This is a genomic window from Velazquezella soli (assembly GCF_977018685.1).
Genome location: NZ_CDRNXF010000004.1, coordinates 2775781 through 2800992, shown reverse-complemented (window position 1 = coordinate 2800992; position 25212 = coordinate 2775781). Strand labels below are relative to the sequence as shown.

The window sequence follows — 25212 nt, the reverse complement described above, 5'->3', positions numbered from 1 at the left end:
AAAACGTTCATGATCGATTGAAAACCATTCAGCCGTTGCTGGCCAGAAGCGACACCTTGCGGCCGACCGCTTCGCCGTCCTTGTCGAGAAGACGCGTCGGGTAATCGCCGGTGAAATAATGGTCGGTGAACTGCGGCCGTGCATCGTTGCGGTCTTCGCCGCCGACGGCGCGGTAAAGCCCGTTGATCGACAGGAATTCGAGCGAGTCCGCGCCGATATATTTGCACATCGCTTCGAGGCTGTCGTACTGGTTGGCCAGCAGCTTTTCACGGTCCGGCGTGTCGATGCCGTAGAAATCGGGATAGTAGATCATCGGGCTTGCGACGCGCAGGTGAACTTCCTTGGCGCCGGCATCGCGGATCATCTGGACGATCTTCAGAGACGTGGTGCCGCGCACGACCGAATCGTCGACCAGCACGACGCGCTTGCCCTCGATCATCGCCCGGTTGGCCGAATGCTTCAGCTTCACACCGAAAGCGCGGATCTGCTGAGTGGGCTCGATGAAGGTGCGACCGACATAATGGTTGCGGATGATGCCGTATTCGAACGGAATGCCGCTCTCCTGGGCGTACCCAAGAGCTGCCGGCGTGCCGCCATCGGGAACAGGCACGACGACATCAGCTTCGACAGGCGCTTCCTTGGCGAGGTTGATGCCCATGTTCTTGCGCGCCACATAGACCGAGCGACCGCCGACAACGGAATCGGGACGAGCGAAATAGACGTATTCGAACAGGCAGAGCCGCTCCGGCTGGCCATTGCCGGCCTTGCGGGCATCGATCGAGATCGAGCCGTCTGACTGGATCTCGCAGATGATCACTTCGCCGTTTTCGACGTCGCGGATGAACTTGGCACCGATAATGTCGAGCGCGCAGGTTTCAGAGGCAAACACAGGCTTGCCGTCGAGTTCGCCCATAACGAGGGGACGGATACCGGTCGGATCACGCGCCGCGATCAGCTTGGTGCGGGTGATGGCAAGCATCGAATAACCGCCTTCCATCTGCCTGATGGCATCGATGAAGCGGTCTGCGGTGGAGGAGTAGCGCGAGCGCGCGATGAGGTGAAGGACGACTTCCGTATCGGATGTCGACTGACAGATGGCGCCGCCGGCGATCAATTGCCGGCGCAGCGTGAGACCGTTGGTGAAATTGCCGTTGTGGGCAATCGCGATACCGCCGACTTCCAGTTCCGCAAACAGCGGCTGGACGTTGCGAAGAGCGACTTCGCCGGTTGTTGAATAGCGGTTGTGGCCGATCGAGATATTGCCGGGAAGCTTCGCGAGCGTGACCGGGTCCGTATAGTGATCGCCGACCAGGCCCATCCGGCGCTCCGAATGGAAGCGCAAACCGTCGAACGAGACGATACCGGCGGCTTCCTGACCGCGATGCTGCAGGGCATGCAGGCCGAGCGCCGTCAGCGTTGCCGCATCCGGGTGGCCGAGGACGCCAAAGACGCCGCATTCTTCATGAAGGGTGTCTTCGTCCCATACGTTGGAGCGGTTGACATCGAATGTTTGCGATCCCGGCTGCTGCATCTGGCCGTACCCTTTCAGGAAAAATGGAAAGGCTGGCCGGGGGAGATTTCCCCCGGAGACCAGCCCGTCTATCATCAGATTTCGAATGTTACCACAAATGGTGATGGTGTGCGCTGCATCAAGCGCAACACAGCGTCAATTATTTGTAACCGGTGCGTCTTCGGCCGGCGTCTGGTCGGTACCAACAGCGCCATCCACAGGTGCTTCTTCCTTGCCGAGGATACGGGCCCGGATCTGCGGCTCGATATCGGCTGGCAGCACGGCTTCGAGGCGTCCGACCAGCGTATCGAGGAACGGCTTCGACTTGGCGTTGGTGACCCAGGTCGGCTGGGCACTTTCAGCGACCAGCCAGTTCCAGAAGGCAACGGCCACGACGAGAAGCAAGATGCCGCGGGCAGCTCCGAACAGGAAGCCGAGCGTGCGGTCGAGCGCACCGATGCGGCTGTCGATGATGAAGTCGGCAATTCTGGATGTGATGAAGGAGATGATGATCAGCGCCACGAGGAAGATGACGCCGGCCGAACCGGCAATGGCGATGCGGTGATCGGATGTGTACTTTTCCGCGTAAGGGACAAGCAGCGGGTAGAGATAGTAGGCGGCGGCAATGGCGCCGGCCCAGCTTGCGATCGACAGAACTTCGCGGGAGAAACCGCGAACCATGGCAAGCACGGCCGAAAACAGGGTGACGCCGATGACAATACCGTCAAAGATGGTGATGGGCATGTAAACTCTACTCCAGAACCTGCCGTTGCATGCCTGCCGTCTTGGTGAAGCCAATGTGGGCCAGCCGTTTTCGTGCCTAGATGAGGGTGGAGTTCCCAGCCTGATCCAGAGCGTCGAGCGCGTGTCTTACATCAGCCGTGGCGTTAACGGAAGATCAATCATCTTCCTCCTGCTTCCCCAGTTTTTTGACCGAACCGGCGATGCGCGACACCAGATCCGGCAGGTCTTCGATCATCGTCCAGCGGGCGCTGGAACCCTTCGGCAACTCGGCGGATGTGGCCGGCAGCATGGCGCCGGAAAAGCCGAGCTTTTCGGCTTCTTTCAATCGCTGCGCGGTCTGCGAGACGGGGCGCACCGCGCCGGAAAGACTGATCTCTCCGAAGAACACATGGTCGGCCGGAAGAGCGATGCCGGCAAGCGAAGAAACAAGCGCTGAGGCAATCGCCATATCGGCGGCCGGCTCCGAGATGCGGTAACCGCCGGCGACGTTCAGATAGACGTCGTGCTGTCCGAGACGCACGCCGCAATGGGCTTCGAGAACCGCAAGGATCATGGCGAGACGCGACGAATCCCACCCGACCACCGCGCGGCGCGGCGTGCCGAGCGAGGTGGCAGCCACCAGCGCCTGAACCTCGACCAGAACCGGCCGCGTGCCTTCCATACCGGCAAAGACGGCAGCCCCTGGCGACTTGGCATTGCGTTCGCCGAGAAACAGTTCCGACGGGTTGGTGACCTCGCGCAGACCCTTGTCGGACATTTCGAACACGCCGATCTCGTCGGTCGGCCCGAACCGGTTTTTCACCGTGCGCAGGATGCGGTAATGATGGCCCCGGTCACCCTCGAAATAAAGCACGGCATCGACCATGTGCTCGACCACCCGCGGGCCGGCGATCTGCCCTTCCTTGGTGACATGGCCGACCAGAACCATGGCAGCGCCCGTCTGCTTGGCAAAGCGGATCATCGCCTGCACGCCGGTGCGCACCTGGGTGACGGTGCCCGGCGCCGAATCGGCCGTATCGCTCCACAGCGTCTGGATCGAATCGATGATGACGAGATCCGGCCGCTTGCCTTCCGACACCGTGGCGAGAATGTCCTCGACATTGGTTTCGGCCGCCAGAAGCACTTCCGTATCGGCAGCACCCAGCCGCTGGGCCCGAAGGCGAACCTGAGCGACGGCTTCTTCGCCGGATACATAGATGATGCGATGACCGCGACGCGAAAGGGCGGCTGCCGCCTGCATCAGAAGCGTCGACTTGCCGATGCCCGGATCGCCGCCGATCAGCACCGCCGACCCGCGCACGAAGCCGCCGCCGGTGGCACGGTCGAGTTCGGAAATGCCGGTATGAATGCGCGGTGCTTCCTCGGTTTCACCGGAAAGAGCCGTCAGCGTCACGGCGCGGCCCTTTTTCGGCACCTTGCCAGGCCCGGAGCCGATGCCGCCCATCGGATCTTCCTCGACGATCGTATTCCACTCGCCGCAGCCTTCGCACTTGCCCGCCCAGCGGCTATGCACCGTGCCGCAGTTCTGGCACACGAATTGAGTTTTAGGTTTTGCCATGAGATCAGGTTTCGTCAGTCTTGAAGAGGTCGGGATGAAGGTTTTGATGGCCGTGCAGGACCCGGACGATGCGGACTGCCGTTTCCGCTCGGCGGAAGTAGATACAGCGCTTGCGGTATGGGAGTGCTTTGAGACCGGGTGAGAGATTATCGCGCGGCGAACCTGGAAAACCGGTGAAGGCAATCCACTGCGCCTTTCGAGTAAGATCTCGTACGAAGTGGCTGGCCGCGACCGGATCGTCGACGGCGATGTACAGGAATATGTCGAGGAGATCCTGATCGGCCAGCGGGGAGTAAATCAGCTCTTTCGGTTCAATATGCGCATCCCCCGTTCGATGATCGAATCCGCGTGTGTGTCGGCATTGTCGAAACGCACGAACTCGCCTCTCTCCAGCTGGGCATCCGCCTCGGCGATCATCGTCCTCAAGAGCTCGTCTTCGCTTCCAAGACGGCTTAGTCCCGCCGCGACGACATCCTCAGCGCTTTCATAAGCGCCCGTCTTCACCTGCTCTTCGATAAACGCCAGAGCCTCGTCATTGAGATGGATCTCGGTCATTTCGATCTCCTTTTGTTCTCATTTAGCACGAAGATATCGCCCGCGAAAGAGGGGGATCTCCGCATGCGCTTGCGTTCTCACTCGTCGGCGTAAAGATACCGCCGCTCGTATCGCAATCCGAGGCTGGTGAGGAGTTCGTAGCCGATCGTGCCGGCCGCCCGGGCCACCTCGTCGAGCGGCATGTTGGGACCGAACAGCTCGATATAATCGCCGGTGCGAACATCGCGTTGCGGCACGTCGGTGATGTCGAAGATCGTCAGGTCCATGGTGACGCGCCCGACGACCGGCACGCGGTGGCCGGCGATGAAACCGAAACCGCCTTCGTGAATGCTGTCGCGGATCGGAACGCCGGAGCCCGACAGCGACCGCTTGTAGCCATCCGCATAGCCCGCCGCGACGATCGCCAGCCGGCTGTCGCGGGTCAGCCGGTGTGTGCCGCCATAGCTGACGGTTTCGCCGGTCTTGGCGCTGCGGATCTGGATGATGCGCGCCTCGGCCTTGGCCACCGGCCGCATCGGATTGCTGACGCCGCCGACGGCCTCGCCGCCATAGACGGCAATTCCTGGACGGGTGAGGTCGAAATGGTACTCGGCTCCGAGCATGATGCCGGAAGAAGCGGCAAGACTTGCCGGAATGCCTTCATAAGCCGCCGCAACCTTCTGGAATGATTCAAGCTGCTGGCGGTTGAAGGATGAGGAGGGCGTATCGCCGCTGTGCAGATGCGACAGAACGAGGACGGGCGAAATACTCGCAGGCCGCGACACGTCGTCGGCAAAGGCGAGCGCGTCCTCAAGCGGAATGCCGAGCCGGTTGAACCCGGTATCGATATGCAGCGCGCAAGGGTGATCGCCGTGTTCTGCGGTCACCGCCATCCAGAAGCTAAGCTGCTCTTCGGAGACGAGGACCGGAACCAGCCCGTGTTCGTAGAACGTCCCTTCCTGACCGGGCCAGACGCCTGACAGGACATAGATGCGGGCATCGGGCGCATAGGTTCGAAGCGTCACACCTTCCTGAACCACGGCCACGAAGAAATCGCGCGCGCCGGCCTCGTAAAGCGCCGTACCGCAATCCTCGAGACCGAGACCATAGGCATCCGCCTTGACCACGGCCGCAGTCGAGGCATTGCCGGAGAGATCAGCCATCTCCCGCCAGTTGTCGGCAAGCGCTACGAGATCGATGGTCAGCCGGGCAGGGGCGATATCGAATTCGTCGAAAGGCAGGGTGTCGTCGTCGAAATCTGTCATGAGCGCTCAGCAGAATGGATCGGATCGTCGCCAATCCTTACCCGTTTCCACGGCCGGAAAAAGACATATGGGCGAGATTTTGCGCGCTGCACGCTTTTTTCCGGCATTCCAAGCAATCTGATAAAAACGGACACATCCACAACGTATTAATTCAGTGTTCAGTTTGTATTGTGTATCAGATTTACTGTTCAAATAATTGAATTTCCCCGCGTCATTGGGCAGGGGGAGGGCGGAAATATATTTCGGGAGACTAATGTGAAAAATGTACTTTCAGTCATATTGACAGCAAGCTTTCTTGCTTCCGGCGCGTCTGCAGCCTTGGCGCAGACGAAGGGCGACTGGGTTCTCGGCAACTATAAGGGTGCCGGTTACTGGTTTCCGGGTGTTATCGAAAAGATCGGCGGCGGCAGCGTTACCATCCGCTACGATGACGGTGACCGGGAAACGGTGGCTTCGAGCGCGGTGCGGCCGTACGACTGGATGATCGGCATGAAGGTCGAATGCAACTACAAGGGCGCCGGCGACTGGTACCCGGGCAAGATCACCGCGCTGGCAGGCGAGAAAATCGGGATCGCCTATGATGACGGCGACAAGGAAAGCACCGGGACCGGACGCTGCCGGACCCAGTAGTCGATCAGCGACCCTAAACTGGTCGATGCCGGCCGCTTTGCGGCGGCGGGCATTGACCATCTTATCACAGAGACTTGTGCCGCAATGAGCTCATCAATGCTCTTCGTATTGCGTGAAGCTTGGTTCGGCCAGATCTGCAAACCGCGTGAATTCCGCCTGGAAGGCGAGCTTGACGGTGCCGGTTGGTCCGTGGCGCTGCTTGGCGATGATGACGTCGGCCGTCCCCTTCACCTTGTCCATCAGCTGTTCCCATTCCGGGTATTTCGGATCGGCCATATCGCGCGGCTCTGAGTTCTTGACGTAATATTCCTCGCGGAACACGAAAAGAACCACGTCGGCGTCCTGCTCGATCGAGCCTGATTCGCGAAGGTCGGAAAGCTGCGGGCGCTTGTCCTCGCGGCTTTCCACCTGGCGCGAAAGCTGCGACAGCGCGATGATGGGAACGTTGAGTTCCTTGCCGAGCGCCTTCAGGCCGGTGGTGATCTGGGTGATTTCCTGAACGCGGTTCTCGCCGGATTTCCCCGACCCCGTCATCAGCTGGATATAATCGACCACGAGGCAGTCGAGGCCGCGCTGGCGCTTGAGGCGGCGCGCACGGGCAGAGAGCTGGGCGATCGAGATACCACCGGTCTGGTCGATGAACAGCGGCACTTTCTGCATCATCTGTGAGCAGGCGACGAGCTTTTCGAAATCGGCCTCGGTAATGTCGCCGCGGCGGATTTTGGACGAGGACACTTCGGTCTGCTCGGAGATGATACGGGTCGCCAGCTGTTCGGACGACATTTCGAGCGAATAGAAACCGACGACGCCTCCGTTCTTGGCTTTCATCGATCCGTCCGGCTGCACCTCAGGCTCGTAAGATGCTGCGATATTATAGGCGATGTTGGTGGCAAGCGAGGTCTTGCCCATGCCTGGACGACCGGCAAGCACGATCAAGTCGGACCGCTGCAACCCGCCCATCTTGCCGTCCAGCGACATGATGCCGGTGGAAATACCGGACAGATGGCCGTCGCGCTCGAAGGCCTGGCCGGCCATGTCGATCGCCAGCGCCACCGCGTCGTTGAACGACTGGAAGCCACCGTCGTAGCGGCCGTTTTCGGCAAGCTCGAACAGGCGACGCTCGGTATCTTCGATCTGGCTCTGCGGCGGCATGTCGAGCGGCGCGTCATAGGCGATGTTGACGACGTCCTCGCCGATGGTGATCAGCGCCCGGCGCAGTGCCAGATCGTAGATCGCCCGGCCATAATCCTCGGCATTGATGATCGACACGGCTTCGGCGGCAAGCCGGGCGAGATACTGCGCCACCGTCATGTCGCCGACCTTCTCGTCCGCGGGCACGAAATTCTTGATGGTGACCGGGTTGGCGGTCTTGCCCATGCGGATGATGTCGCCCGCCACTTCGAAGATCTTGCGGTGCAGCGGCTCGTAGAGATGGGTGGGCTTCAGAAAGTCCGAAACGCGGTAATAGGCGTCGTTGTTGACGAGGATCGCACCCAGCAGCGCCTGCTCGGCTTCGATGTTGTTGGGAGCCTCACGGTAGTGCGGCGCTGCATCCTTGTTGCTCAGCGATGCGATGTTGCGCGCGACTTCGTTCATGATCTCTGTCCGTCCTGTCCGTCGAAGTTGCCGGTTCTACTGGTAAATGCGCCGTGCTGAAACCGGCCTTTTGCCCCAGCGGCTTTTCCACAGCTATCCACAGCGCCATTTTGCCGGTGCCAGAAAGAACGCAGTGAAACGATGAATCCGGTTGACTGTGTTTCGCTGCGACTCAGTCATTGGTCGCATCAGTATAGCCCAAGAAGACAAAAAAACGCCCGGGCTGATGACCCGGGCGTTTCTCGAACTGGTTAGATGATGACGGCTTATTCGTCGTCTTCAGCGTTGCCGTCTGCGTCCGGATCGAAGAAGTCTTCCGGACGAAGCGCGTCTTCGTCGACGCCGTAGATGGCGTCAGCCGAGGTGAGGCTTTCGCCCTTGGCCTGGCGCTCGGCTTCTTCAGCGGAACGGGCAACGTTGACGGCGATTTCGGTTTCGACTTCCGAATGCAGGTGCAGAACGACCTTGTGCAGGCCGATTGCCTTGATCGGGGTGTTGAGATCGACCTGGTTGCGGCCGACGTTGAAGCCTTCGGCAGCCAGTGCCTCGAGGATGTCGCGGGCAGCGACCGAACCGTAGAGCTGGCCGGTTTCGCCAGCCGAGCGGACGATCACGAAGGTCTTGCCGTCAAGCGCGTCGGCAACGGTCTGGGCTTCGCCCTTGCGCTCCAGGTTACGGGCTTCAAGCGTTGCACGCTCGGATTCGAAGCGCTTCTTGTTGGCTTCGTTGGCGCGCAGCGCCTTGCCCTGCGGCAGAAGGAAGTTACGGGCAAAGCCGTCCTTGACCTTTACCGTTTCGCCCATCTGGCCAAGCTTGGCCACGCGTTCAAGCAGAATGACTTGCATGTTGTGGTTCCTTTCAAGTTTCAATTCGTAGGTGGTTCGTCACTGCCGTCTGCAGGTTTTGCAGGCGTCAGGGCAATGGTGCGGCGTGTGTCGGAAAGACCCAGCACGACAATGGCGATCGCCGGCAGGATAAGCATCGACGACAGGTAGCAGAGGACGAGAACCGGCAGGCGCCAGTCCTTGTCGCGTGTCCGAAAGTGAAGCGAGGCATAGCCCGCCATGAGAAAGCCGGCGCCGAACGTGCCGCAGACGACCGCGCCGATCATCGCCGGAGCGCCGCCGAAGAAAGTCATCACGGTGCCGGCGAGAAAGATAAAGATGGCATTGCGGTTCATGCGCAGCGCCGACGGCATGTCCTCGCGCGGCCGAACCGCCCGGCCGGACCGCGACACGACGCGTACCGCGATATAGAAGGCCGCAAACAGCAGCGTCACCCAGATGCCGCCCTGAAACATCGGCAGCATCAGCACCAGCAGCGACTTGGTCTGGGAAAGGCTCGCGACATCGGGGGCGAGGGTGGGCTCCTGCGCCTGGAGCGCTGTCGTCATCGCATCGACCATCTGGTCGATCAGTTCCGGGCCATAGCCGATCGCAAAGCCAAGCGCGATGACGGCAATCGTGACGAGGCCGCAGAGATGCAGCAGAATGTCGGAAATCGGGTACCAGGCCATCAGATTGTCCGGGCCGCCGAGTTCGGAGGCGGGACGGGCAAGATTGGCAAGATGCGACAACCAGCCGGCGGGTATCAGCGTGAACACCGCCATGGCCAGCGCAAACATCGGCGACACGAGAAGTGCACCAAGCACGCCGGCCGTGACAACGCCGACGATGGCGGCGCGATTGCCCCAGCCGAGGCCGGCAATCAGGATGGGAAGAGCGGACGCTGCATAGAGGATGGAGGCAAACGACGACTGTGCGCTCGCACCCATGACAAGCACGGTGGCGATAACACCGGCAAGGATACCGGTCGGCAGCACTGTCTGGAACTTGTTCGTCACTTTGTCTCGCTGTCCTGCCACATCAAGCAGTTAGGGGATAGGCCGGGACGGATGTCGCAATGGCCTTGATCCCCAACATGGGGTTTTGGTTTTGCCGATCCGCGCCCAACGCGGAAGGGAAGATGGACCTGCCGGCTTTGACAGCCGGCAGGTCCAATATCAGATTAGGACAGAACGTACGGCAGCAGGCCGAGGAAGCGGGCGCGCTTGATGGCCTGGGCCAGTTCGCGCTGCTTCTTCTGGGAAACGGCCGTGATACGCGAAGGTACGATCTTGCCGCGCTCGGAAATGTAGCGCTGCAGAAGACGAACGTCCTTGTAGTCGATCCGCGGTGCATTCGCGCCCGAGAACGGGCAGGTCTTGCGACGGCGGTGGAACGGACGGCGTGCCGCGGAGGAGGATGAGTCAGCCATTGGTGTTTTCTCCTTCGAACCGATTAAGCGTCACGTGGCGGGCGCGGTGCGCGCTCGAAACCACCTTCACGCGGGGGACGATCGCCGAAATCGCGGCGCGGGCCACGATCGCCGAAGTCGCGGCGAGGACCACGGTCGTCGCCATCACGGCGAGGGCGGTCGTCACGGTCGCGCTTCTGCATCATTGCAGACGCACCTTCTTCGTGCTTCTCGACGGCAAGCGTCATGTAGCGAAGAACGTCTTCGTTGATGCGCATCTGGCGTTCCATCTCGTGCACGGCAGCTGCCGGTGCGTCGATGTCCATAAGGGCGTAATGCGCCTTGCGGTTCTTCTTGATGCGGTATGTGAGGGACTTGAGGCCCCAGTTTTCTACGCGCCCGACTTTGCCGCCATTTGCTTCGAGGACACCCTTGTACTGTTCTACGAGGGCATCAACCTGCTGTGCGGACATATCCTGTCGAGCAAGGAATACGTGTTCATAAAGAGCCATGTAAGCTTTGCCTTTCTTGCGGTTGTTTTGTCACCCGGGTTCGGCGGCTAAGCCTCAACGACTGCTCTTGGAATGGGGCAAGCCCAGGCAAGAAAAGCTGTTGTATCGAGACGGTCGAGAGCGGAGACACGGGAGGCCGGAACGCTTTTCGTTCCTACGGCCGCTCACGCGACCTACCCTCCGTTCAGCCACCAGCCAGAAGACCGGGTGTTTCGAACAAGGCGGCTTATACGGATTTTTGACGATAAGGCAAGGGGGAGGGGTTCGACGCTCGCAAAAATAGTTGAATGGACTTAATAGCACCTTGGGTTGTAATTTGGGTTCGGGTCAATTCGACCCTTTGCCAAGAGGAGCAGGAGGCATGGCTAAGCTCGATACTATTTTGAATACTACCATCACCTGGAAAAATTGGACGTCGGATGCGGATCTTCTTTCGCTTTTGTCGGACCTGCAGGCCAATATCCTGAAGGGGCACGGCAGAGATCATACCAAGAATGTCTTTCTCAGTTTCGCTGGCATGAAGTCTGATGCGGTCGCCGGCCTGCTGCGGGATCTTTCGTTCGTGACGACATCCGCGCTGACGCAACTGCGCGAGGCAGAAGCATTCAAGGCAACGAAACTCGGCGGCGGAACGGTCGTCAGCGTCTTCCTCAGCGCAAAAGGGTATGCAGCCCTTAGTTTGCCGGATGCCAACATTCCCGCCGATGCCTCATTCAGGGCCGGAATGCGGAACCGCGGACGGCTCAATCCGATGCCGCTTCCGTTTGCCGGTCCTCCAATCAATGATCCGGAAAAGGAGCACTGGGAAAAGGGTGAGGCTTGGGACAGCGCCAAGGACGACCCCGACGCCATGGTTCTGATTGCAGACGAACAGGCCTCACTTGTGGGCAATTCCTACAGCGCGTTGCAGAAGGTTTTCGCAAAGCACGGCGCAACGGTTCTGGGTTCGGACATCGGCCTGGCGCAGAGGCGCAAGCAGGCGGGCGGCGATGTTCGAGGCGAAGGCATCGAGCATTTCGGCTATGTCGATGGCATCAGCCAGCCATTGTTTCTGACCGAAGACTTCCTCGACAACAATGGAATGCCCAAACCGCGCGGCAAATGGGACGAGGAGTTCAAGGCCTCCCAGTTTGTCGTATCGGATCCGGGCAATCCCACGACATTTTCATGCGGCAGCTATTTCGTCTACCGCAAGCTCGAGCAGAACGTGAAGCTGTCCAAGCAGAGGGAACGTCTGCTTGCGCAGTCGGTGGATCCACAGAACCCCGATGAGGACCGCGCGGGTGCGATGGTTGTCGGTCGCTTCGAGGACGGAACACCGGCACTGCAGAGCGGTCCAGTGGCGGGCGCGCCAACCAATGACTTCGACTACACACTCGACCCGGTCGGGCTGAAATGTCCCGTTCGAGCGCATGTCAGGAAGACCAATCCGCGCACGCCGGGCGACGAATTCGAGCGCTCGCATATCATGGCGCGCCGAGGCATAACCTATGGCGATCGGGCACCCGATTTTTCAGATGAGCCAGACAAGGGAGTCGGTCTTATTTTCATGGCTTACATGGCCGACGTCAATCAGCAGTTCGAGTTCACCCAGAGTGCCTGGGCGAACAATACGTCGTTTCCATTCCAGCCGGCGGTTCCGGCGAAGAAAGGTGTCGATTTCATCATCAGCCAGGTCGCAAACAGTGGCGATCCGTCTGAAAAGGAATGGATCGATGGCCATAGTCAGCCACAAAAGGTCGGCGTGATGGTTTTCGTGCAGACGGTGACCTTGATGGGCGGCGAGTACTTCTTCGCTCCATCGATCAGCTTCCTTCAGTCGGCACCATCCTTGATCGCAAACCCGCCGGCTGAGTTGTCGTAAAATAGCCGAGCGATTGAGCGGCGACAGAGATATATCCGGCGGCCGGGACTTATCGTTCCGGCCACCTTTATGCTGACCTACCGCGCCGCCCGGCTTTTCCAGTATCGCACCACTGCAATCACGGCGAGCAGAACGGCGAGCGGAAATCCAGCCTCCGCCACGAAGGTCCGGTCCGCCCTGACCTGGTCGCGCATGGCGATCCAGGCGATCGAGCTGACGATGCAGTTCTCGTTCGTGTCGGATATCTCGGTAATCGGCAGCTGACCACATTGCGCGGCTGCGACCAGATAGGCCTCGTGGAACGGGCTTCCGGGCCTTGGAATGTCGATCATGGCTTGTCCTCCGCCGGAAGGAATAGCGCAAGTTTGCGGATGACGACAGCGTGTTTCAGCCGGTCATCCGCAATCTGTCGCGACCTCAGATCGGCATCGGATAGTCGCGATAGACCGCGGCAATCTCTCTCAGAACCTCATCCGACAGCGTCACGTCGGTAGCGGCGATGTTGGTTTTCAACTGGTCCATCGTCGTAGCCCCGATGATGACGGAGGCCATGAAGGGGCGCGTCAGGCAGAAGGCGAGCGCCATCTGAGACGGGTCGAGGCCGTGTTTCTTGGCGATGTCGAGATAGGCCTTGACCGCCGGCTCCTGCCGCGGCTGAAGGCGACCGCCGAGATCCTGGTTGATCGAGCCGCGCGAGCCGTCGGGACGCGCGCCGCCCTGATACTTGCCGGAAAGCAGACCGGCTGCGAGCGGCGAATAGGCGAGGAGGCCGACATCCTCGTGATGGGACATTTCTGCAAGATCCAGATCGAACTGGCGGTAGAGAAGATTGTATTCGTTCTGCAGCGTCGCGACGCGGGGCAGACCCTTCTCCTCTGCCACATCGAGATAGCGCATCGTGCCCCAGGTGCTTTCGTTGGAAAGCCCGATCGCGCGGATCTTGCCCTCCTTCACCAGTTCGCCGAGCGTTTCGAGTTTTTCCAGAAAACTCGTGCGTGCCTGTTCGCGATCCTGTTTCGACGCATCGAACTTCCAGGAATTGCGGAAGTGGAACGTGCCGCGGTTCGGCCAGTGGATCTGGTAGAGGTCGAGGTAATCCGTCTTGAGGCGCAAGAGGCTTGCGTCGAGTGCTTCACGGATCGTCTCGCGTGTAATCGGGCGGCCGTCGCGAATGTAGGAGCGACCGCTGCCGGCGATCTTGGAGGCGAGGATCAGGTCCTGTCTCTTGCCGCTCTTTTGTAGCCAGGTGCCGATGATCGTTTCCGTGTCACCGTAGGTTTCGGCACCCGGAGGCGTCGTCGGGTAGAGTTCGGCCGTATCAAAGAAGTTGATGCCGTTGTCGAAGGCATAGTCCATCTGTTCATGGGCTTCGGCCTCGGAATTCTGCGTTCCCCAGGTCATCGTGCCCAGGCAGATCTCCGAAACGGAGAGGTCGGTGCGGCCCAGTTTATTGTATTTCATAAAGATCGATCCCGTCTGAAAAAGTGGCCGGACTTTAGATCGGATTTGACGCAGTGCAAGAGCAGATCGGTGCCGGTTTCGCGCGTCGGTAGCGTAAAATTTATCAAGAGTTTGCTGGACGGGAGAGAATTTTTTCCAACTTGTTCCCGATACGGCAATTTTGCGGCCGGATTTGCGTCTGGCGCAGAACAAATTTTTTGGAGGGCATTTTGAATGGTCAATAACGCGACGCAGCATAAGACGACACAATACGACGACAAGGGGTTTCCTGACGCCGGCGAACCGCCGAAGACGGGTCGATGGAAACTGATCGGTCCCGGTATCGTGGTTGCCGTTACCGGCGTCGGCGCAGGCGATCTGATCGCCACGCTGATTGCCGGCTCGCGTTTCGGCTATGCGCTACTCTGGGCAGCGGTCATTGGCTGTATCGTCAAGATTGCGCTTGCCGAGGGATCGGCCCGCTATCACCTCGCTACCGGTTCGACCATGCTCGACGGCTGGCGGTCGCTCGGCAAATGGACGAGCTGGTACTTTGGCATCTACATCATGATCTGGGGCTTCGTGTACGGCGCTACCGCCATGAGCGCGACGGCACTGCCGCTGGCGGCTCTCTTCCCGTTCCTGCCGCTCTGGGCCTGGGCCATGATCTCAGGCCTCGTCTGCGCGGCCTTCGTTGCCTTCAACAACTACGAAGTCTTCGAGACCGTGATGAAGATCTTCATCGCCATCATGTTCACCATCGTCGTCGGCATCGCCATCCTCGTCGTGCCTGATGTCGGCAATGCGCTGACCGGTCTGATCCCGACCATTCCCGAGGGTTCGGCCATCTACACGCTCGGCCTGATCGGCGGCGTCGGCGGTACCATCACAATGGCGTCCTACGGCTACTGGGTGAATGCCAAGGGATGGCGCACCCCGTCCTGGATGGGCGTCATGCGCCTCGACAATCGCGTCGCCTACATCATGACCGGCATTTTCGTCATCGCCATGCTGATCGTCGGCGCCGAGCTTCTCTACACGGCGCAGATCGCGCTCTCGACCGGTGACCGCGGGCTGCTCGATCTCGACGCGGTGCTCCAGGAGCGGTTCGGTCCGTTTGTCGCAAAGGCCTTCCTGGTCGGTTTCTTTGCCACCACGATCTCCTCCATCCTCGGCGTCTGGCATGGCGTGTCGCTGCTGTTTGCGGATTTCGTCCGCACCGTGCGTGGCGAAACCAGTGGCTCGCGGCAGGGACTGGAAAAGACGCCGGCCTTCAAGTTCTACCTGTTCTGGCTGACGATCCCGCCGATGTCGCTGTTGTGGTTCGGCCGCCCGTTCACGCTCGTCATCATCTATGGCGCGCTCGGAGCCTTCTTCATGCCGTTCCTGGCGGTCACGTTGATCTGGCTGCTGAACTCTGCCCGCGTCCCGAAGGAATGGCGCAATGGCTGGCTGTCGAACGGCCTGCTCGGCGCTGCAGCGCTGCTGTTCGTCGTTCTTTGCGTCAACGAAGTGATCAGCCTGATTTCGGGCTGATAACAGGGGGTAAGCACCGGCCAAAAGCGGGGTAAATGCCCGAAACCCTTGACTTGCAAGGCGGGAATGTGAATGGAAAGGGCAAAAATAGGGAAAGGAAACGACCTTATGAGTAGTCCGGCGAGCAGTATCGCATTCACATTCCCGGGTCAGGGAAGCCAGGCCGTCGGCATGGGCAAGGAACTGGCCGACGCCTTTCCCGAAGCCCGTGCCGTGTTCGATGAAGTCGACGAGGCGCTCGGCCAGAAACTGTCCGAAACAATGTGGAACGGGCCGGAAGAAACGTTGACGCTGACCGCCAACGCGCAGCCGGCCCTCATGGCCGTTTCCATCGCGACGATGCGCGTTCTCGAAGCCCGTGGCCTCGTTCTCGCCGAAAAGGTCGGTTTCGTCGCCGGCCATTCGCTCGGCGAATATTCGGCTCTCTGTGCAGCCGGCACGTTCTCTCTGTCCGATACGGCAAGGCTCCTGCGCATTCGCGGTGACGCGATGCAGTCCGCCGTTCCGGTCGGTCAGGGCGCGATGGCTGCGATCATCGGCCTCGACCACGCCGATGTCGAAGCGATCTGTTTGGAGGCGAAGTCGGAAGGCGTGTGTCAGATCGCCAACGACAATGGCGGCGGCCAGCTGGTGATTTCCGGCTCGAAGGCTGCTGTCGAGAAAGCAGCGGCTCTGGCGACCGAAAAAGGCGCCAAGCGCGCGATCATGCTGCCGGTCTCTGCACCCTTCCACAGCGACCTGATGGCGCCGGCGGCCGACGCCATGCGCCATGCGCTGGACACCGTCCAGAAAAACGATCCGGTCGTGCCTGTCATCGCCAATGTGCGCGCAACGCCGGTCACCGACGCGAACGAAATCGCGACGTTGCTGGTGGCGCAGGTGACCGGACAGGTGCGCTGGCGCGAAACCGTCGAGTGGTTCGGCGCCAATGGCGTGACGACGCTCTACGAAATTGGTTCCGGCAAGGTGCTGACGGGTCTTGCCCGCCGCATCGACAAGAATATCTCTGGCATAGCCCTCAACACCCCGGCCGATATTGACGCGGCGCTGGCTGCCATCCTCGGCTGAAGAGAAGGAATTCAACATGTTTGACCTGACCGGCCGCAAGGCCCTCGTCACCGGCGCCACCGGCGGCCTCGGCGAAGAAATCGCCCGCATGCTGCATGCGCAGGGCGCAACCGTCGGCCTGCACGGCACTCGCGTCAAGAAGCTGGAAGCACTCGCTGCCGAACTCGGCGATCGCGTCCACATCTTTCCGGCCAATCTTTCCGACCGCGCCGCGGTCAAGGCGCTCGGTGAAAAGGCGGAAGCGGAACTCGGCGGCGTTGACATTCTCGTCAACAATGCGGGCATCACCAAGGACGGACTGTTCGTGCGCATGAGCGACGAGGACTGGGACGCAGTCCTTGAAGTCAACCTGACCTCCGTGTTCCGCCTGACCCGCGAGCTGACCCATCCGATGATGCGCCGTCGCTTCGGCCGCATCATCAACATCACCTCGATCGTCGGCGTCACCGGCAATCCGGGCCAGGCCAACTATTGCGCCTCCAAGGCCGGCATGATCGGCTTCTCGAAGTCGCTGGCGCAGGAAATCGCCACGCGCAACGTGACGGTCAACTGCGTCGCGCCAGGCTTTATCGAGAGCGCCATGACCGGCAAGCTCAACGACAAGCAGAAAGACGCCATCATGGGTGCCATTCCGATGAAGCGGATGGGCGCCGGATCCGACATTGCCGCCGCTGTTCTTTACCTCGCTTCGAATGAAGCGGGATATGTGACTGGACAGACCTTGCATATCAATGGCGGTATGGCGATGATCTAATCCGGGGCACGGGCGCAGCAAATCCGAGTAAAATCGGCTGTTGGCGGCTGTGCGGCGGAACAGATTCTGGCTTTGCGTAGCACGGAAACCGTGTTAAGCGGGCCTTGACTACACGAAGTCACCCCGAAATTCAGGGCGTCATAATGCGTGAGCATGTGACTGGAACCTGAAGAGGGGCGAAGGGGTTTGCCCGCATCGGCACCATGAAGTGCCGGCGGCAGGTATTAACAGGATACGGATGCCATTCAGGCATTCGAGAAGACAAAAGGTCGAGGAAACCGACATGAGCGATATCGCAGAACGCGTTAAGAAAATTGTTGTTGATCATCTCGGCGTCGACGCCGAAAAGGTTGTCGAAGGCGCTAGCTTCATCGACGACCTCGGCGCGGACTCGCTCGATACGGTCGAACTGGTCATGGCGTTCGAAGAAGAATTCGGCGTGGAAATTCCGGACGATGCAGCTGACTCGATCCTGACGGTCGGCGACGCTGTAAAGTTCATCGAAAAGGCTCAGGCCTGATCGAACCATATTCGGGACGCGCGCCTCGTTGCGAGGCCGCGATCTCTCATGACGGCCCGCTTGTTCGGGCCGTTTCAGCAACTAACTGACAATACTACTACAGGGTGGGGCACTGGCGATGAGGCGTGTCGTTATCACCGGTACCGGCATGGTATCTCCTCTGGGATGCGGAACGGAAGTCAGCTGGCAACGTCTGCTGGCCGGCGACAACGCCGCCCGGGTCGTGACCGAATTTGAAGTCGAAGATCTTCCGGCCAAAATCGCCTGCCGCATTCCGGTCGGCGACGGTTCCAACGGCACATTCAATGCCGACAACTGGATGGAGCCGAAAGAGCAGCGCAAGATCGATCCATTTATTCTTTATGGTGTTGCCGCCGCCGACATGGCGCTGGCCGACGCCGGTTGGCACCCGCAGACCGACCAGGACCAGATCGAGACCGGCGTCCTGATCGGCTCCGGCATCGGTGGTCTCGAGGGTATCGTCGAGGCTGGCTACACTTTGCGAGACAAAGGCCCGCGCCGCATCTCGCCGTTCTTCATTCCCGGCCGCCTGATAAACCTTGTCTCCGGACAGGTCTCGATCAAGCACAAGCTGCGCGGCCCGAACCATTCGGTCGTCACCGCCTGTTCCACCGGTGCGCATGCGATTGGCGATGCCGCCCGGCTGATCATGCTGGGCGACGCGGAGGTCATGGTGGCCGGTGGTGCCGAATCACCCATCTGCCGGATCGCGCTGGCCGGCTTTGCTGCCTGCAAGGCGCTGTCGACCCTTCGCAACGACGACCCGCAAAGCGCCTCGCGCCCCTATGATCGTGACCGTGACGGTTTCGTGATGGGTGAGGGAGCCGGAATCGTCGTGCTGGAAGAGCTCGAACACGCCAAGGCGCGCGGTGCCAAGATTTACGCGGAAGTCGTCGGCTACGGCATGTCCGGCGATGCCTTCCACATCACGGCTCCTTCCGAAGACGGCGATGGTGCTTTCCGTTGCATGACGTCGGCCCTGAAGCGCGCTGGTCTTGGCGCATCCGACATCGACTACATCAACGCGCATGGCACATCGACCATGGCCGACACGATCGAACTCGGTGCTGTCGAACGCCTGGTTGGCGATGCGGCCTCCAAGGTCTCCATGTCGTCGACGAAATCCGCGATCGGTCACCTTCTCGGTGCAGCCGGCGCTGTCGAAGCCATCTTCTCCGCACTGGCGATCCGTGACAATATCGCGCCGCCGACGCTCAACCTCGACAACCCTGATGTCGACACTGTGATCGATCTTGTTCCGCATACCGCGCGCAAGCGCGAAATCAACGTGGCGCTGTCGAACTCCTTCGGTTTCGGCGGTACCAACGCGTCTCTGGTGCTCAAGCGCTACGAAGCCTGACGCGCATTCGGCCTTCGCTTCTCGGCTGGACTTCGACAGTCCGGCCGATATCATTTTCCGAACCTGCTTTTTGCCGTATTGCTTGGCCAAACAGCCGGTTGAAAGTCCAGAGTCGAGGGGAAACGGTTGAGCGACATGAATTCATCGAATGATCAGCCGGGTTATGGCAGTGGAAACGGCCATGGCGGCAATGGCACCGGTGGAAACCGAGGTCCGATCATTCCGAAATCGCCGAACGAGGCCCTGAAGCCCGAACGAGTGCCGGAACCGCCGCGTCGCTCCAAGAAGGCGCGCAGCCAGCTGGTGATCTTCCTGAACTTCGTCATGACCATGGTCGTGCTCGTCTGCATCGTGGTGATCGGCGGCCTGTATTACATGATCCGGACGTTTCAGGATCCGGGCCCGCTGGAAACGAACGCCCACTTCATGGTCCGTCCCGGTAACGGCCTGGCGGAGATTGCCAACAATCTCGAGCGCAACGGCGTCGTGTCCGACGCGCGCGTGTTCCGCTACGTGACCGCGACCTATCTGCGCGGCGGCGAGACGCTGAAGGCCGGCGAATACGACATCAAGGCGAGGGCTTCGATGAAGGACGTGATGGAGACGCTGATCTCCGGCAAGTCCATCCTCTATTCCGTCGTCTTCCCGGAAGGCCTGACCGTGCGCCAGATGATGCTGCGTCTCAACGAGGATGCGGTGCTGGAAGGCGATATGCCGGCGGAGCTTCCCGCCGAAGGCAGCCTGCGGCCCGATACCTACAAGTTCTCGCGCGGCACCAAGAGGTCGGAAATCCTCTCGCAGATGCACGCCGCTCAGCAGAAGACGATCGACCAGATCTGGGAGAAGCGCGACCCCGACCTGCCGGTCAAGACCAAGGCAGAGTTCGTGGTGCTGGCCTCGATCGTCGAGAAGGAAACCGGCAAGGACGACGAGCGCGCCCATGTCGCCTCGGTCTTCATCAACCGGCTGAACAAGGGGATGCGGCTGCAGTCTGACCCGACCATTGTCTACGGCATCTTCGGCGGTGAGGGCAAACCGTCCGATCGGCCGATCTACAAGTCCGATCTGACCAAGCAGACGCCCTACAATACCTATCAGATCAAGGGCCTGCCGCCGACGCCGATCTCCAACCCCGGCCGCGCCGCACTCGAGGCGGTTGCCAATCCGTGGCGCACCAACGATCTCTATTTCGTGGCAGACGGCACAGGCGGGCACGTGTTTGCAGCCACACTGGAAGAGCACAATGCCAACGTACGTCGCTGGCGCCGGATCGAGGCCGAACGGTCAACCGGCAATGCGGCAGCCCGCGGTGAAGAAGTGGTCGATGGCCAGCCGGATGGCGACGACGCCGAAAAGCCACCGAAAAGCAACTGACGCCTTGCCTCTGGGGAAGGCAGTCCGGAGAAGCGTATGAGCCTGCCGTCTAACCCGAAATCCCTGCAGTCGATGACCGGCTTTGCTCGCAGCGAAGGAACAAGCGGCCGCAATCGCTTTGCCTGGGAACTGCGCTCGGTCAACGGCAAGGGGCTCGACATGCGATTGCGGCTGCCCTCCGGCCTTGATCGTCTTGAGCAGGATGTCCGCAAGCGGATTTCCGAACGGTTTTCTCGCGGCAATCTGCAGGTGGCGCTGTCGCTCTCGACCGACGACGCAAAGGTGGAAGCGGTGCTGAACCGCGATGCACTGGCCGCCGTGATGGCGCTCCGTGCTGAACTGGGCGATCTGGTCGATTCGGCACCGCTGCGTCTCGACACGTTGCTTGGCATCCGTGGTCTCGTCGAGATCCGCGAGGCCGAGGATGACGAACAGGCGGTGACGGCGCGCGACGCCGCCATCCTGAACTGTCTCGGCGACGCGCTTTTCAAACTTGAAGAGATGCGCGAGCACGAAGGGTCGGCACTGCGGGACATTCTCACCCGCCATGTGGACCGCATCGCCGAACTGACGACCCTGGTGGAGAAGGACCCGTCCCGCTCGCCGGAAGAGATTGCCAAGAAGCTTTCCACGCAGCTCGCCGCCTTGATGGCGGAGGCGCCGACCCTCGACCGCGACAGGCTTTATGGCGAGGCAGCACTGCTTGCGACCCGCGCCGATCTGCGCGAAGAGATCGACCGGCTGAAGGCCCATGTCGTCGCAGCCCGCGAGCTTCTGCAGACGGGCGGGCCTGCCGGGCGCCGTCTCGACTTCCTTGCACAGGAATTTAACCGGGAATCGAATACGATCTGTTCCAAATCCAACGCCGCTGCTGTAACGGCAGCAGGACTGGAACTGAAAGTCGTGATCGACCAGTTCCGCGAACAGGTTCAGAATCTGGAGTGACACGACCATGAGCCCGGCCCCCTCGACACCGAAAACCTCGTCGCCCTCGAAGATGAAGACGACGATCGCGCGCCGGGGATTGATGCTGGTCCTGTCGTCGCCGTCAGGCGCCGGCAAGTCCACCATCGCCGGCAATCTCTTGCGCGGCGACCACAGCCTCGAGATTTCGGTCAGTGTCACCACCCGCGCCAAGCGCCCGAGCGAGATCGCCGACACCCATTACCACTTTATCACCGTGCCGCAGTTCGAGCGCATGCGCGATGCCGACGACCTCCTGGAATGGGCCGAGGTGCATGGCAATTTCTACGGCACGCCGCGCGAGCCGGTCGAAAAGGCGATGGCCGAGGGACGCGACATGCTGTTCGACATCGACTGGCAAGGCGCACTTCAGCTGCAGGAAAAGATGAAGGCGGACGTCGTCTCGATCTTCGTGCTGCCGCCAACCATGACCGAGCTGCAGTCACGCCTGCACCGCCGCGCCGAAGACAGCGAAGACGTGATCCGCACCCGGCTTGCCAATTCCCGCTCGGAAATCGAGCGCTGGCGCGAATACGACTACGTCATCGTCAACGACGATCTCGACGAAGCCTTCCACAACGTCAGCTGCATCGTCAACGCCGAACGCGTCCGCCGCGACCGCAGGCACGGCCTGTTCGAGTTCGTGAGCAACCTCCTGACGGAAGAGCCAACGCTTTAGGTTTTGGTTGGAAGGGCGCGCGTTCGTCGCGCCCACAAGTCGAGGTGGCCCCATCGCGCCAAGCGATAGGTGACGCCCTTCAGAGCAGATTTGCCAGTTTCACGAACTCTTCCACCGACAGCGTTTCGGCGCGGCGTTGCGGGTCGATGCCGGCTTTGGCGAGCAGGGCTTCTCCACCAACCGGTTTGAGGCTCTGGCGCAGCATCTTGCGGCGTTGGCCGAAGGCAGCGTGGGTGACGCGTTCCAGCTTGGAGACATCGCAGGGCAGGGGATTGGCGCGCGGGATCAGATGTACGACAGTCGATGTCACCTTGGGTGGTGGCGAAAAGGCCTGAGGCGGCACGTCGAACATCATGTGGGGATCGGTGCGCCAGCCCGCGAGGACGCCGAGGCGGCCGTAGTGGTCGTCTTCTTGGTCGGCAACGATCCGCAGACCCACTTCCCTCTGGAACATCAGCGTCAGGCTCTGCCAGAATGGCGGCCAGGTCTTGTCCTCAGGCAGAAGCCAGTTCAGCAGCAGTTGCGTGCCGATATTGTAGGGCAGGTTGGCGATGATCTTGACCGGTCCACCGGCAGCCTTCTCGGCCGCGAGCGCGGCGAAATCGATCTGCAGCGCGTCGCCCTCGATGACCTCAAGCCGTCCCGGATAGTGGTCCGCGATTTCTGCAAGCACTGGAAGCGCGCGGGCGTCGCGCTCGATGGCGATCACCTTCTTGGCGCCGAGCGATAGGATGGCGCGGGTAAGGCCGCCGGGACCCGGCCCAACCTCGAATACGGTCACGTCCTCAAGCGGTCCGGCCGCGCGGGCGATCTTCTGGGTGAGGTTGAGATCGAACAGAAAGTTTTGGCCAAGTGATTTCTTGGCATCCAGTCCATGACGCTGGACGACGTCACGCAGCGGCGGCAGCCCATCGAGCGTCGCCATCAGATGCGCCCCGCAAGGCTCTGTGTCATTGTTCCAGCCATGGCGCCTGCAAGCCGGATTGCCTCGACCAGGCTCGTCTCGCGGGCGACACCCTTGCCGGCGATGCCGAAGGCCGTGCCGTGGTCGGGAGAGGTCCGGATGAAGGGCAAGCCGAGCGTGACGTTGACGGATGTGTCAAAACCCAGCGCCTTGGCCGGGATCAGCGCCTGATCGTGATACATGCAGATTGCCACGTCGTAGCGGCCGCGGGCTTCGTCATGAAACATCGTATCAGCCGGCAGCGGCCCGAAGGCGTTGATGCCGTCTGCGCGCAGCTTGACGATGGCCGGATGGATGATGTCGCGTTCTTCGGTGCCCATCGTGCCGTCTTCGCCCGCATGCGGATTGAGACCGGCAATCGCGATGCGCGGCTGGTCGATGCCGAACCGGACTTTCAGGTCGTGATGGGTCACGCGGCAGGTTTCAAGGATTAGCGTTTCGGTGAGCGCCGCCGGAATGTCCTTGAGCGGAATGTGGATCGTGACGGGGATGGCGCGCAGCTTCGGTCCGGCCAGCAGCATGACGGGGCGCACGGGCCTGCCGGTATGCTTGTGCGCAAGGTCCGCCAGGAATTCCGTATGGCCGGGAAAGCCGAAGCCGGCCTGGTATAGAACGGACTTGGCAATCGGATTGGTGACGACGCCGAGCGTCTTTCCCGCAAACGACAGCGACACGGCGGTCTCGATCGCCTCGATCGTCCCACGGGCGGTGGCGACATGCGGCTCGCCGGCGGCGACTTCGGCTCCGGCCGGGATCGGCAGAACGGGAATCGCGTCTTCGAAGATCGAAACGGCGCCGTCCGCGTCGGTTTCACGGATCGCAACGTCGAGGCCAAGCAGGGCCGCGCGCGATGCAAGTACCGCCGGGTCGCCGAGGAAGAGAAACGGCGCAATGCCGTGTGTCCGTCTCGCCGTCCATGCGGCGAGCGTGATGTCTGGACCAATGCCGGCAGGATCGCCCTGGGTCAGCGCGAGCGGACGATCAAAAGGCATGCGGTCTCCGTTCAGGCCCTTTGGGCTTTACGACTTCTGGATGTAATCGATCTGGGCCTTGGCGCGCAGATCGTCCATGTACTTCTTGCTGTTCGGGTCTTCACCGGACTTTTCAGCCTTGCCGAGATCCTCGGCGCGGAACACGGCTTCGGCCGCCACGTCGTCGGAAACCTGACGCTGCTCGCAGATCGCCAGGAACTCGACGCCACGCTCGGTAACGCGCGTGCCGGTCGTGTTGCCGGAGGACTTCTCGATCAGCGGCTTCCAGTCTTCCGGCAAATCCGGCGCAAGCACGCGGCCCAGATCACGGATGGAAACGTCCAGCATCGTGGCTGCAAAGGTTTTAGCTTCGGCGCAGCCGGGGAACCGCGACCTCGACGCGTCGGCTTCCGCCTTGCGCTTGTTGAGGATGGCGTTCCGCTTTGCCGCGGGAACAACGAAGATCACCTGTTTCAGGAAATATTCGGTGGTGACGGGCTTCTGCTTGTTTTCCATCATGCGGGTAACAAGCTGGTCGGTCGACATGCGCTGACGACCGCCGCCGTAACGGGCGTTGACCAGGCGCGGCCAGCTCATCTGCACGGCGATATAGGCCTTGAAATGGTCCGGTGTGACGCCGGCCTGATTGAGCACGCTGCTCAACTGCTCGGGCGTCATCTTGTTGCCCTGCGCGAAGCGGGCAAACGAACGATCGACGTCGTCGGTGCTGACGGACATCTTGACGCGCGAGATTTCCTGGCGCTTCAGCGTTTCGTCGATCAGCTGATCGAGAGCGACCTTGTTGCTCGGCTTCTGGCGCTGAAGGCGCATGAAGGCCGAACGGCGGGCAACGTCGGCGGTGGTGATCGCCGACCGGTTGACGACGGCTGCGACGCCGCTCGTCGACTGTGCCATTGCCACGATTGGTGTCATCACCGGCGTGGCGACCGTGGTCGCGGCGAGCACGGAGACTGCCAGCACGATCTTGCGTGTCGCGGTCATTGCAAACATGAAACCAATCCCTTTTTTCCGCCCGGGCACTTGTCGCGCGACTTTGCGCGCTTTCGGCCGCCATACTAGCCGATTGGCGTCCGATTGCACAATCGTTGCGGCA

At 61.0% G+C, this 25212-nt stretch carries 26 protein-coding genes; 10 read left to right on the top strand and 16 right to left on the bottom strand.

From position 1 onward, the window contains the following. Positions 1 to 28: 28 nt before the first annotated feature. The 6 genes from purF to alr form a co-directional block, all read right to left on the bottom strand. Positions 29 to 1531 (bottom strand): amidophosphoribosyltransferase, encoded by a 1503-nt coding sequence (gene purF, locus AC0JZ8_RS17150; RefSeq protein WP_062579838.1) that lies wholly within the window; start codon positions 1529 to 1531, stop codon positions 29 to 31. 135 nt (positions 1532 to 1666) lie between these two features. Beyond that, positions 1667 to 2254 carry a CvpA family protein gene (locus AC0JZ8_RS17145; protein ID WP_062579839.1) on the bottom strand — a complete coding sequence of 196 codons (588 nt, stop codon included), beginning with the start codon at positions 2252 to 2254 and terminating at the stop codon, positions 1667 to 1669. Between the two features lie 154 nt (positions 2255 to 2408). Then, positions 2409 to 3812, bottom strand: coding sequence for a DNA repair protein RadA (radA, locus tag AC0JZ8_RS17140; protein WP_062453352.1), 1404 nt, complete (start codon positions 3810 to 3812; stop codon positions 2409 to 2411). Between the two features lie 4 nt (positions 3813 to 3816). Beyond that, the gene (locus tag AC0JZ8_RS17135) at positions 3817 to 4062 is read right to left on the bottom strand and encodes a type II toxin-antitoxin system RelE/ParE family toxin (RefSeq protein WP_471893386.1); all 246 of its coding nucleotides are present in this window, start codon (positions 4060 to 4062) and stop codon (positions 3817 to 3819) included. 47 nt (positions 4063 to 4109) lie between these two features. Continuing rightward, the gene (locus tag AC0JZ8_RS17130; protein WP_062453351.1) at positions 4110 to 4367 is read right to left on the bottom strand and encodes a ribbon-helix-helix domain-containing protein; all 258 of its coding nucleotides are present in this window, start codon (positions 4365 to 4367) and stop codon (positions 4110 to 4112) included. Between the two features lie 77 nt (positions 4368 to 4444). Next, the gene (gene alr, locus AC0JZ8_RS17125) at positions 4445 to 5611 is read right to left on the bottom strand and encodes an alanine racemase (RefSeq protein ID WP_471893013.1); all 1167 of its coding nucleotides are present in this window, start codon (positions 5609 to 5611) and stop codon (positions 4445 to 4447) included. A 255-nt stretch (positions 5612 to 5866) separates the two neighbouring features. On the opposite strand from alr, the gene AC0JZ8_RS17120 reads away from it, so the two are divergent. Continuing rightward, positions 5867 to 6241 carry a tudor domain-containing protein gene (locus AC0JZ8_RS17120; RefSeq protein ID WP_471893012.1) on the top strand — a complete coding sequence of 125 codons (375 nt, stop codon included), beginning with the start codon at positions 5867 to 5869 and terminating at the stop codon, positions 6239 to 6241. A 93-nt stretch (positions 6242 to 6334) separates the two neighbouring features. Here AC0JZ8_RS17120 and AC0JZ8_RS17115 read toward each other — a convergent pair whose 3' ends face one another. From AC0JZ8_RS17115 to rpsF, 5 genes are all read right to left on the bottom strand, one after another. Then, positions 6335 to 7837, bottom strand: coding sequence for a replicative DNA helicase (locus tag AC0JZ8_RS17115; protein WP_062579847.1), 1503 nt, complete (start codon positions 7835 to 7837; stop codon positions 6335 to 6337). Positions 7838 to 8103: 266 nt separating this feature from the next. Beyond that, the gene (rplI, locus tag AC0JZ8_RS17110; protein ID WP_062579849.1) at positions 8104 to 8682 is read right to left on the bottom strand and encodes a 50S ribosomal protein L9; all 579 of its coding nucleotides are present in this window, start codon (positions 8680 to 8682) and stop codon (positions 8104 to 8106) included. A 20-nt stretch (positions 8683 to 8702) separates the two neighbouring features. Beyond that, on the bottom strand, positions 8703 to 9680 hold the full coding sequence (locus tag AC0JZ8_RS17105) for a DUF2232 domain-containing protein (protein ID WP_062579851.1): 978 nt from the start codon (positions 9678 to 9680) through the stop codon (positions 8703 to 8705). A gap of 164 nt (positions 9681 to 9844) precedes the next feature. After that, entirely contained in the window at positions 9845 to 10093 is a 249-nt protein-coding gene (gene rpsR, locus AC0JZ8_RS17100) for a 30S ribosomal protein S18 (RefSeq protein ID WP_062453345.1), read from the bottom strand. 23 nt (positions 10094 to 10116) lie between these two features. Continuing rightward, positions 10117 to 10584, bottom strand: coding sequence for a 30S ribosomal protein S6 (gene rpsF, locus AC0JZ8_RS17095; RefSeq protein ID WP_062453344.1), 468 nt, complete (start codon positions 10582 to 10584; stop codon positions 10117 to 10119). Positions 10585 to 10945: 361 nt separating this feature from the next. Between rpsF and AC0JZ8_RS17090 the strand changes: the two genes are divergently transcribed. Continuing rightward, the gene (locus AC0JZ8_RS17090) at positions 10946 to 12448 is read left to right on the top strand and encodes a Dyp-type peroxidase (protein ID WP_471893011.1); all 1503 of its coding nucleotides are present in this window, start codon (positions 10946 to 10948) and stop codon (positions 12446 to 12448) included. Positions 12449 to 12525: 77 nt separating this feature from the next. Here AC0JZ8_RS17090 and AC0JZ8_RS17085 read toward each other — a convergent pair whose 3' ends face one another. Both AC0JZ8_RS17085 and AC0JZ8_RS17080 read right to left on the bottom strand, forming a co-directional pair. Next, positions 12526 to 12780 carry a hypothetical protein gene (locus AC0JZ8_RS17085; RefSeq protein ID WP_062453342.1) on the bottom strand — a complete coding sequence of 85 codons (255 nt, stop codon included), beginning with the start codon at positions 12778 to 12780 and terminating at the stop codon, positions 12526 to 12528. 85 nt (positions 12781 to 12865) lie between these two features. Next, positions 12866 to 13909, bottom strand: coding sequence for an aldo/keto reductase (locus AC0JZ8_RS17080; protein WP_430256371.1), 1044 nt, complete (start codon positions 13907 to 13909; stop codon positions 12866 to 12868). 213 nt (positions 13910 to 14122) lie between these two features. On the opposite strand from AC0JZ8_RS17080, the gene AC0JZ8_RS17075 reads away from it, so the two are divergent. The 8 genes from AC0JZ8_RS17075 (at position 14123) to gmk (ending at position 22163) form a co-directional block, all read left to right on the top strand. Then, positions 14123 to 15424 carry an Nramp family divalent metal transporter gene (locus AC0JZ8_RS17075; RefSeq protein ID WP_471893010.1) on the top strand — a complete coding sequence of 434 codons (1302 nt, stop codon included), beginning with the start codon at positions 14123 to 14125 and terminating at the stop codon, positions 15422 to 15424. 108 nt (positions 15425 to 15532) lie between these two features. Next, positions 15533 to 16492: an ACP S-malonyltransferase gene (gene fabD, locus AC0JZ8_RS17070; RefSeq protein ID WP_471893009.1), complete on the top strand. Its 960-nt coding sequence runs from the start codon at positions 15533 to 15535 to the stop codon at positions 16490 to 16492. Between the two features lie 16 nt (positions 16493 to 16508). Beyond that, the gene (gene fabG, locus AC0JZ8_RS17065) at positions 16509 to 17246 is read left to right on the top strand and encodes a 3-oxoacyl-[acyl-carrier-protein] reductase (RefSeq protein WP_471893008.1); all 738 of its coding nucleotides are present in this window, start codon (positions 16509 to 16511) and stop codon (positions 17244 to 17246) included. A 283-nt stretch (positions 17247 to 17529) separates the two neighbouring features. Further along, positions 17530 to 17766 carry an acyl carrier protein gene (locus AC0JZ8_RS17060; RefSeq protein WP_006727438.1) on the top strand — a complete coding sequence of 79 codons (237 nt, stop codon included), beginning with the start codon at positions 17530 to 17532 and terminating at the stop codon, positions 17764 to 17766. Between the two features lie 118 nt (positions 17767 to 17884). Then, positions 17885 to 19147, top strand: a complete 1263-nt coding sequence (gene fabF, locus AC0JZ8_RS17055; RefSeq protein WP_062453337.1) for a beta-ketoacyl-ACP synthase II — start codon at positions 17885 to 17887, stop codon at positions 19145 to 19147. Between the two features lie 135 nt (positions 19148 to 19282). Beyond that, positions 19283 to 20521 carry an endolytic transglycosylase MltG gene (mltG, locus tag AC0JZ8_RS17050; protein ID WP_471893007.1) on the top strand — a complete coding sequence of 413 codons (1239 nt, stop codon included), beginning with the start codon at positions 19283 to 19285 and terminating at the stop codon, positions 20519 to 20521. 36 nt (positions 20522 to 20557) lie between these two features. Continuing rightward, positions 20558 to 21466 carry a YicC/YloC family endoribonuclease gene (locus AC0JZ8_RS17045; RefSeq protein ID WP_471893006.1) on the top strand — a complete coding sequence of 303 codons (909 nt, stop codon included), beginning with the start codon at positions 20558 to 20560 and terminating at the stop codon, positions 21464 to 21466. Positions 21467 to 21473: 7 nt separating this feature from the next. Next, entirely contained in the window at positions 21474 to 22163 is a 690-nt protein-coding gene (gene gmk / locus AC0JZ8_RS17040; RefSeq protein WP_062453334.1) for a guanylate kinase, read from the top strand. A gap of 79 nt (positions 22164 to 22242) precedes the next feature. Here the strand turns inward: gmk and rsmA are convergent, their stop codons facing one another. Genes rsmA through AC0JZ8_RS17025 form a run of 3 tightly spaced genes read right to left on the bottom strand, consistent with a single transcriptional unit; the run spans position 22243 to position 25109 of the window. Beyond that, positions 22243 to 23088: a 16S rRNA (adenine(1518)-N(6)/adenine(1519)-N(6))-dimethyltransferase RsmA gene (gene rsmA / locus AC0JZ8_RS17035; RefSeq protein ID WP_209900478.1), complete on the bottom strand. Its 846-nt coding sequence runs from the start codon at positions 23086 to 23088 to the stop codon at positions 22243 to 22245. After that, complete coding sequence (gene pdxA / locus AC0JZ8_RS17030; protein ID WP_471893005.1) at positions 23088 to 24119, bottom strand: 4-hydroxythreonine-4-phosphate dehydrogenase PdxA; 1032 nt, start codon at positions 24117 to 24119, stop codon at positions 23088 to 23090. The genes rsmA and pdxA overlap by 1 nt, the downstream gene beginning before the upstream one ends. Before the next feature lie 27 nt (positions 24120 to 24146). Then, a complete protein-coding gene (locus tag AC0JZ8_RS17025) occupies positions 24147 to 25109 on the bottom strand; it encodes a SurA N-terminal domain-containing protein (RefSeq protein WP_471893004.1) in 963 nt (320 codons plus the stop codon). Positions 25110 to 25212: the final 103 nt, after the last annotated feature.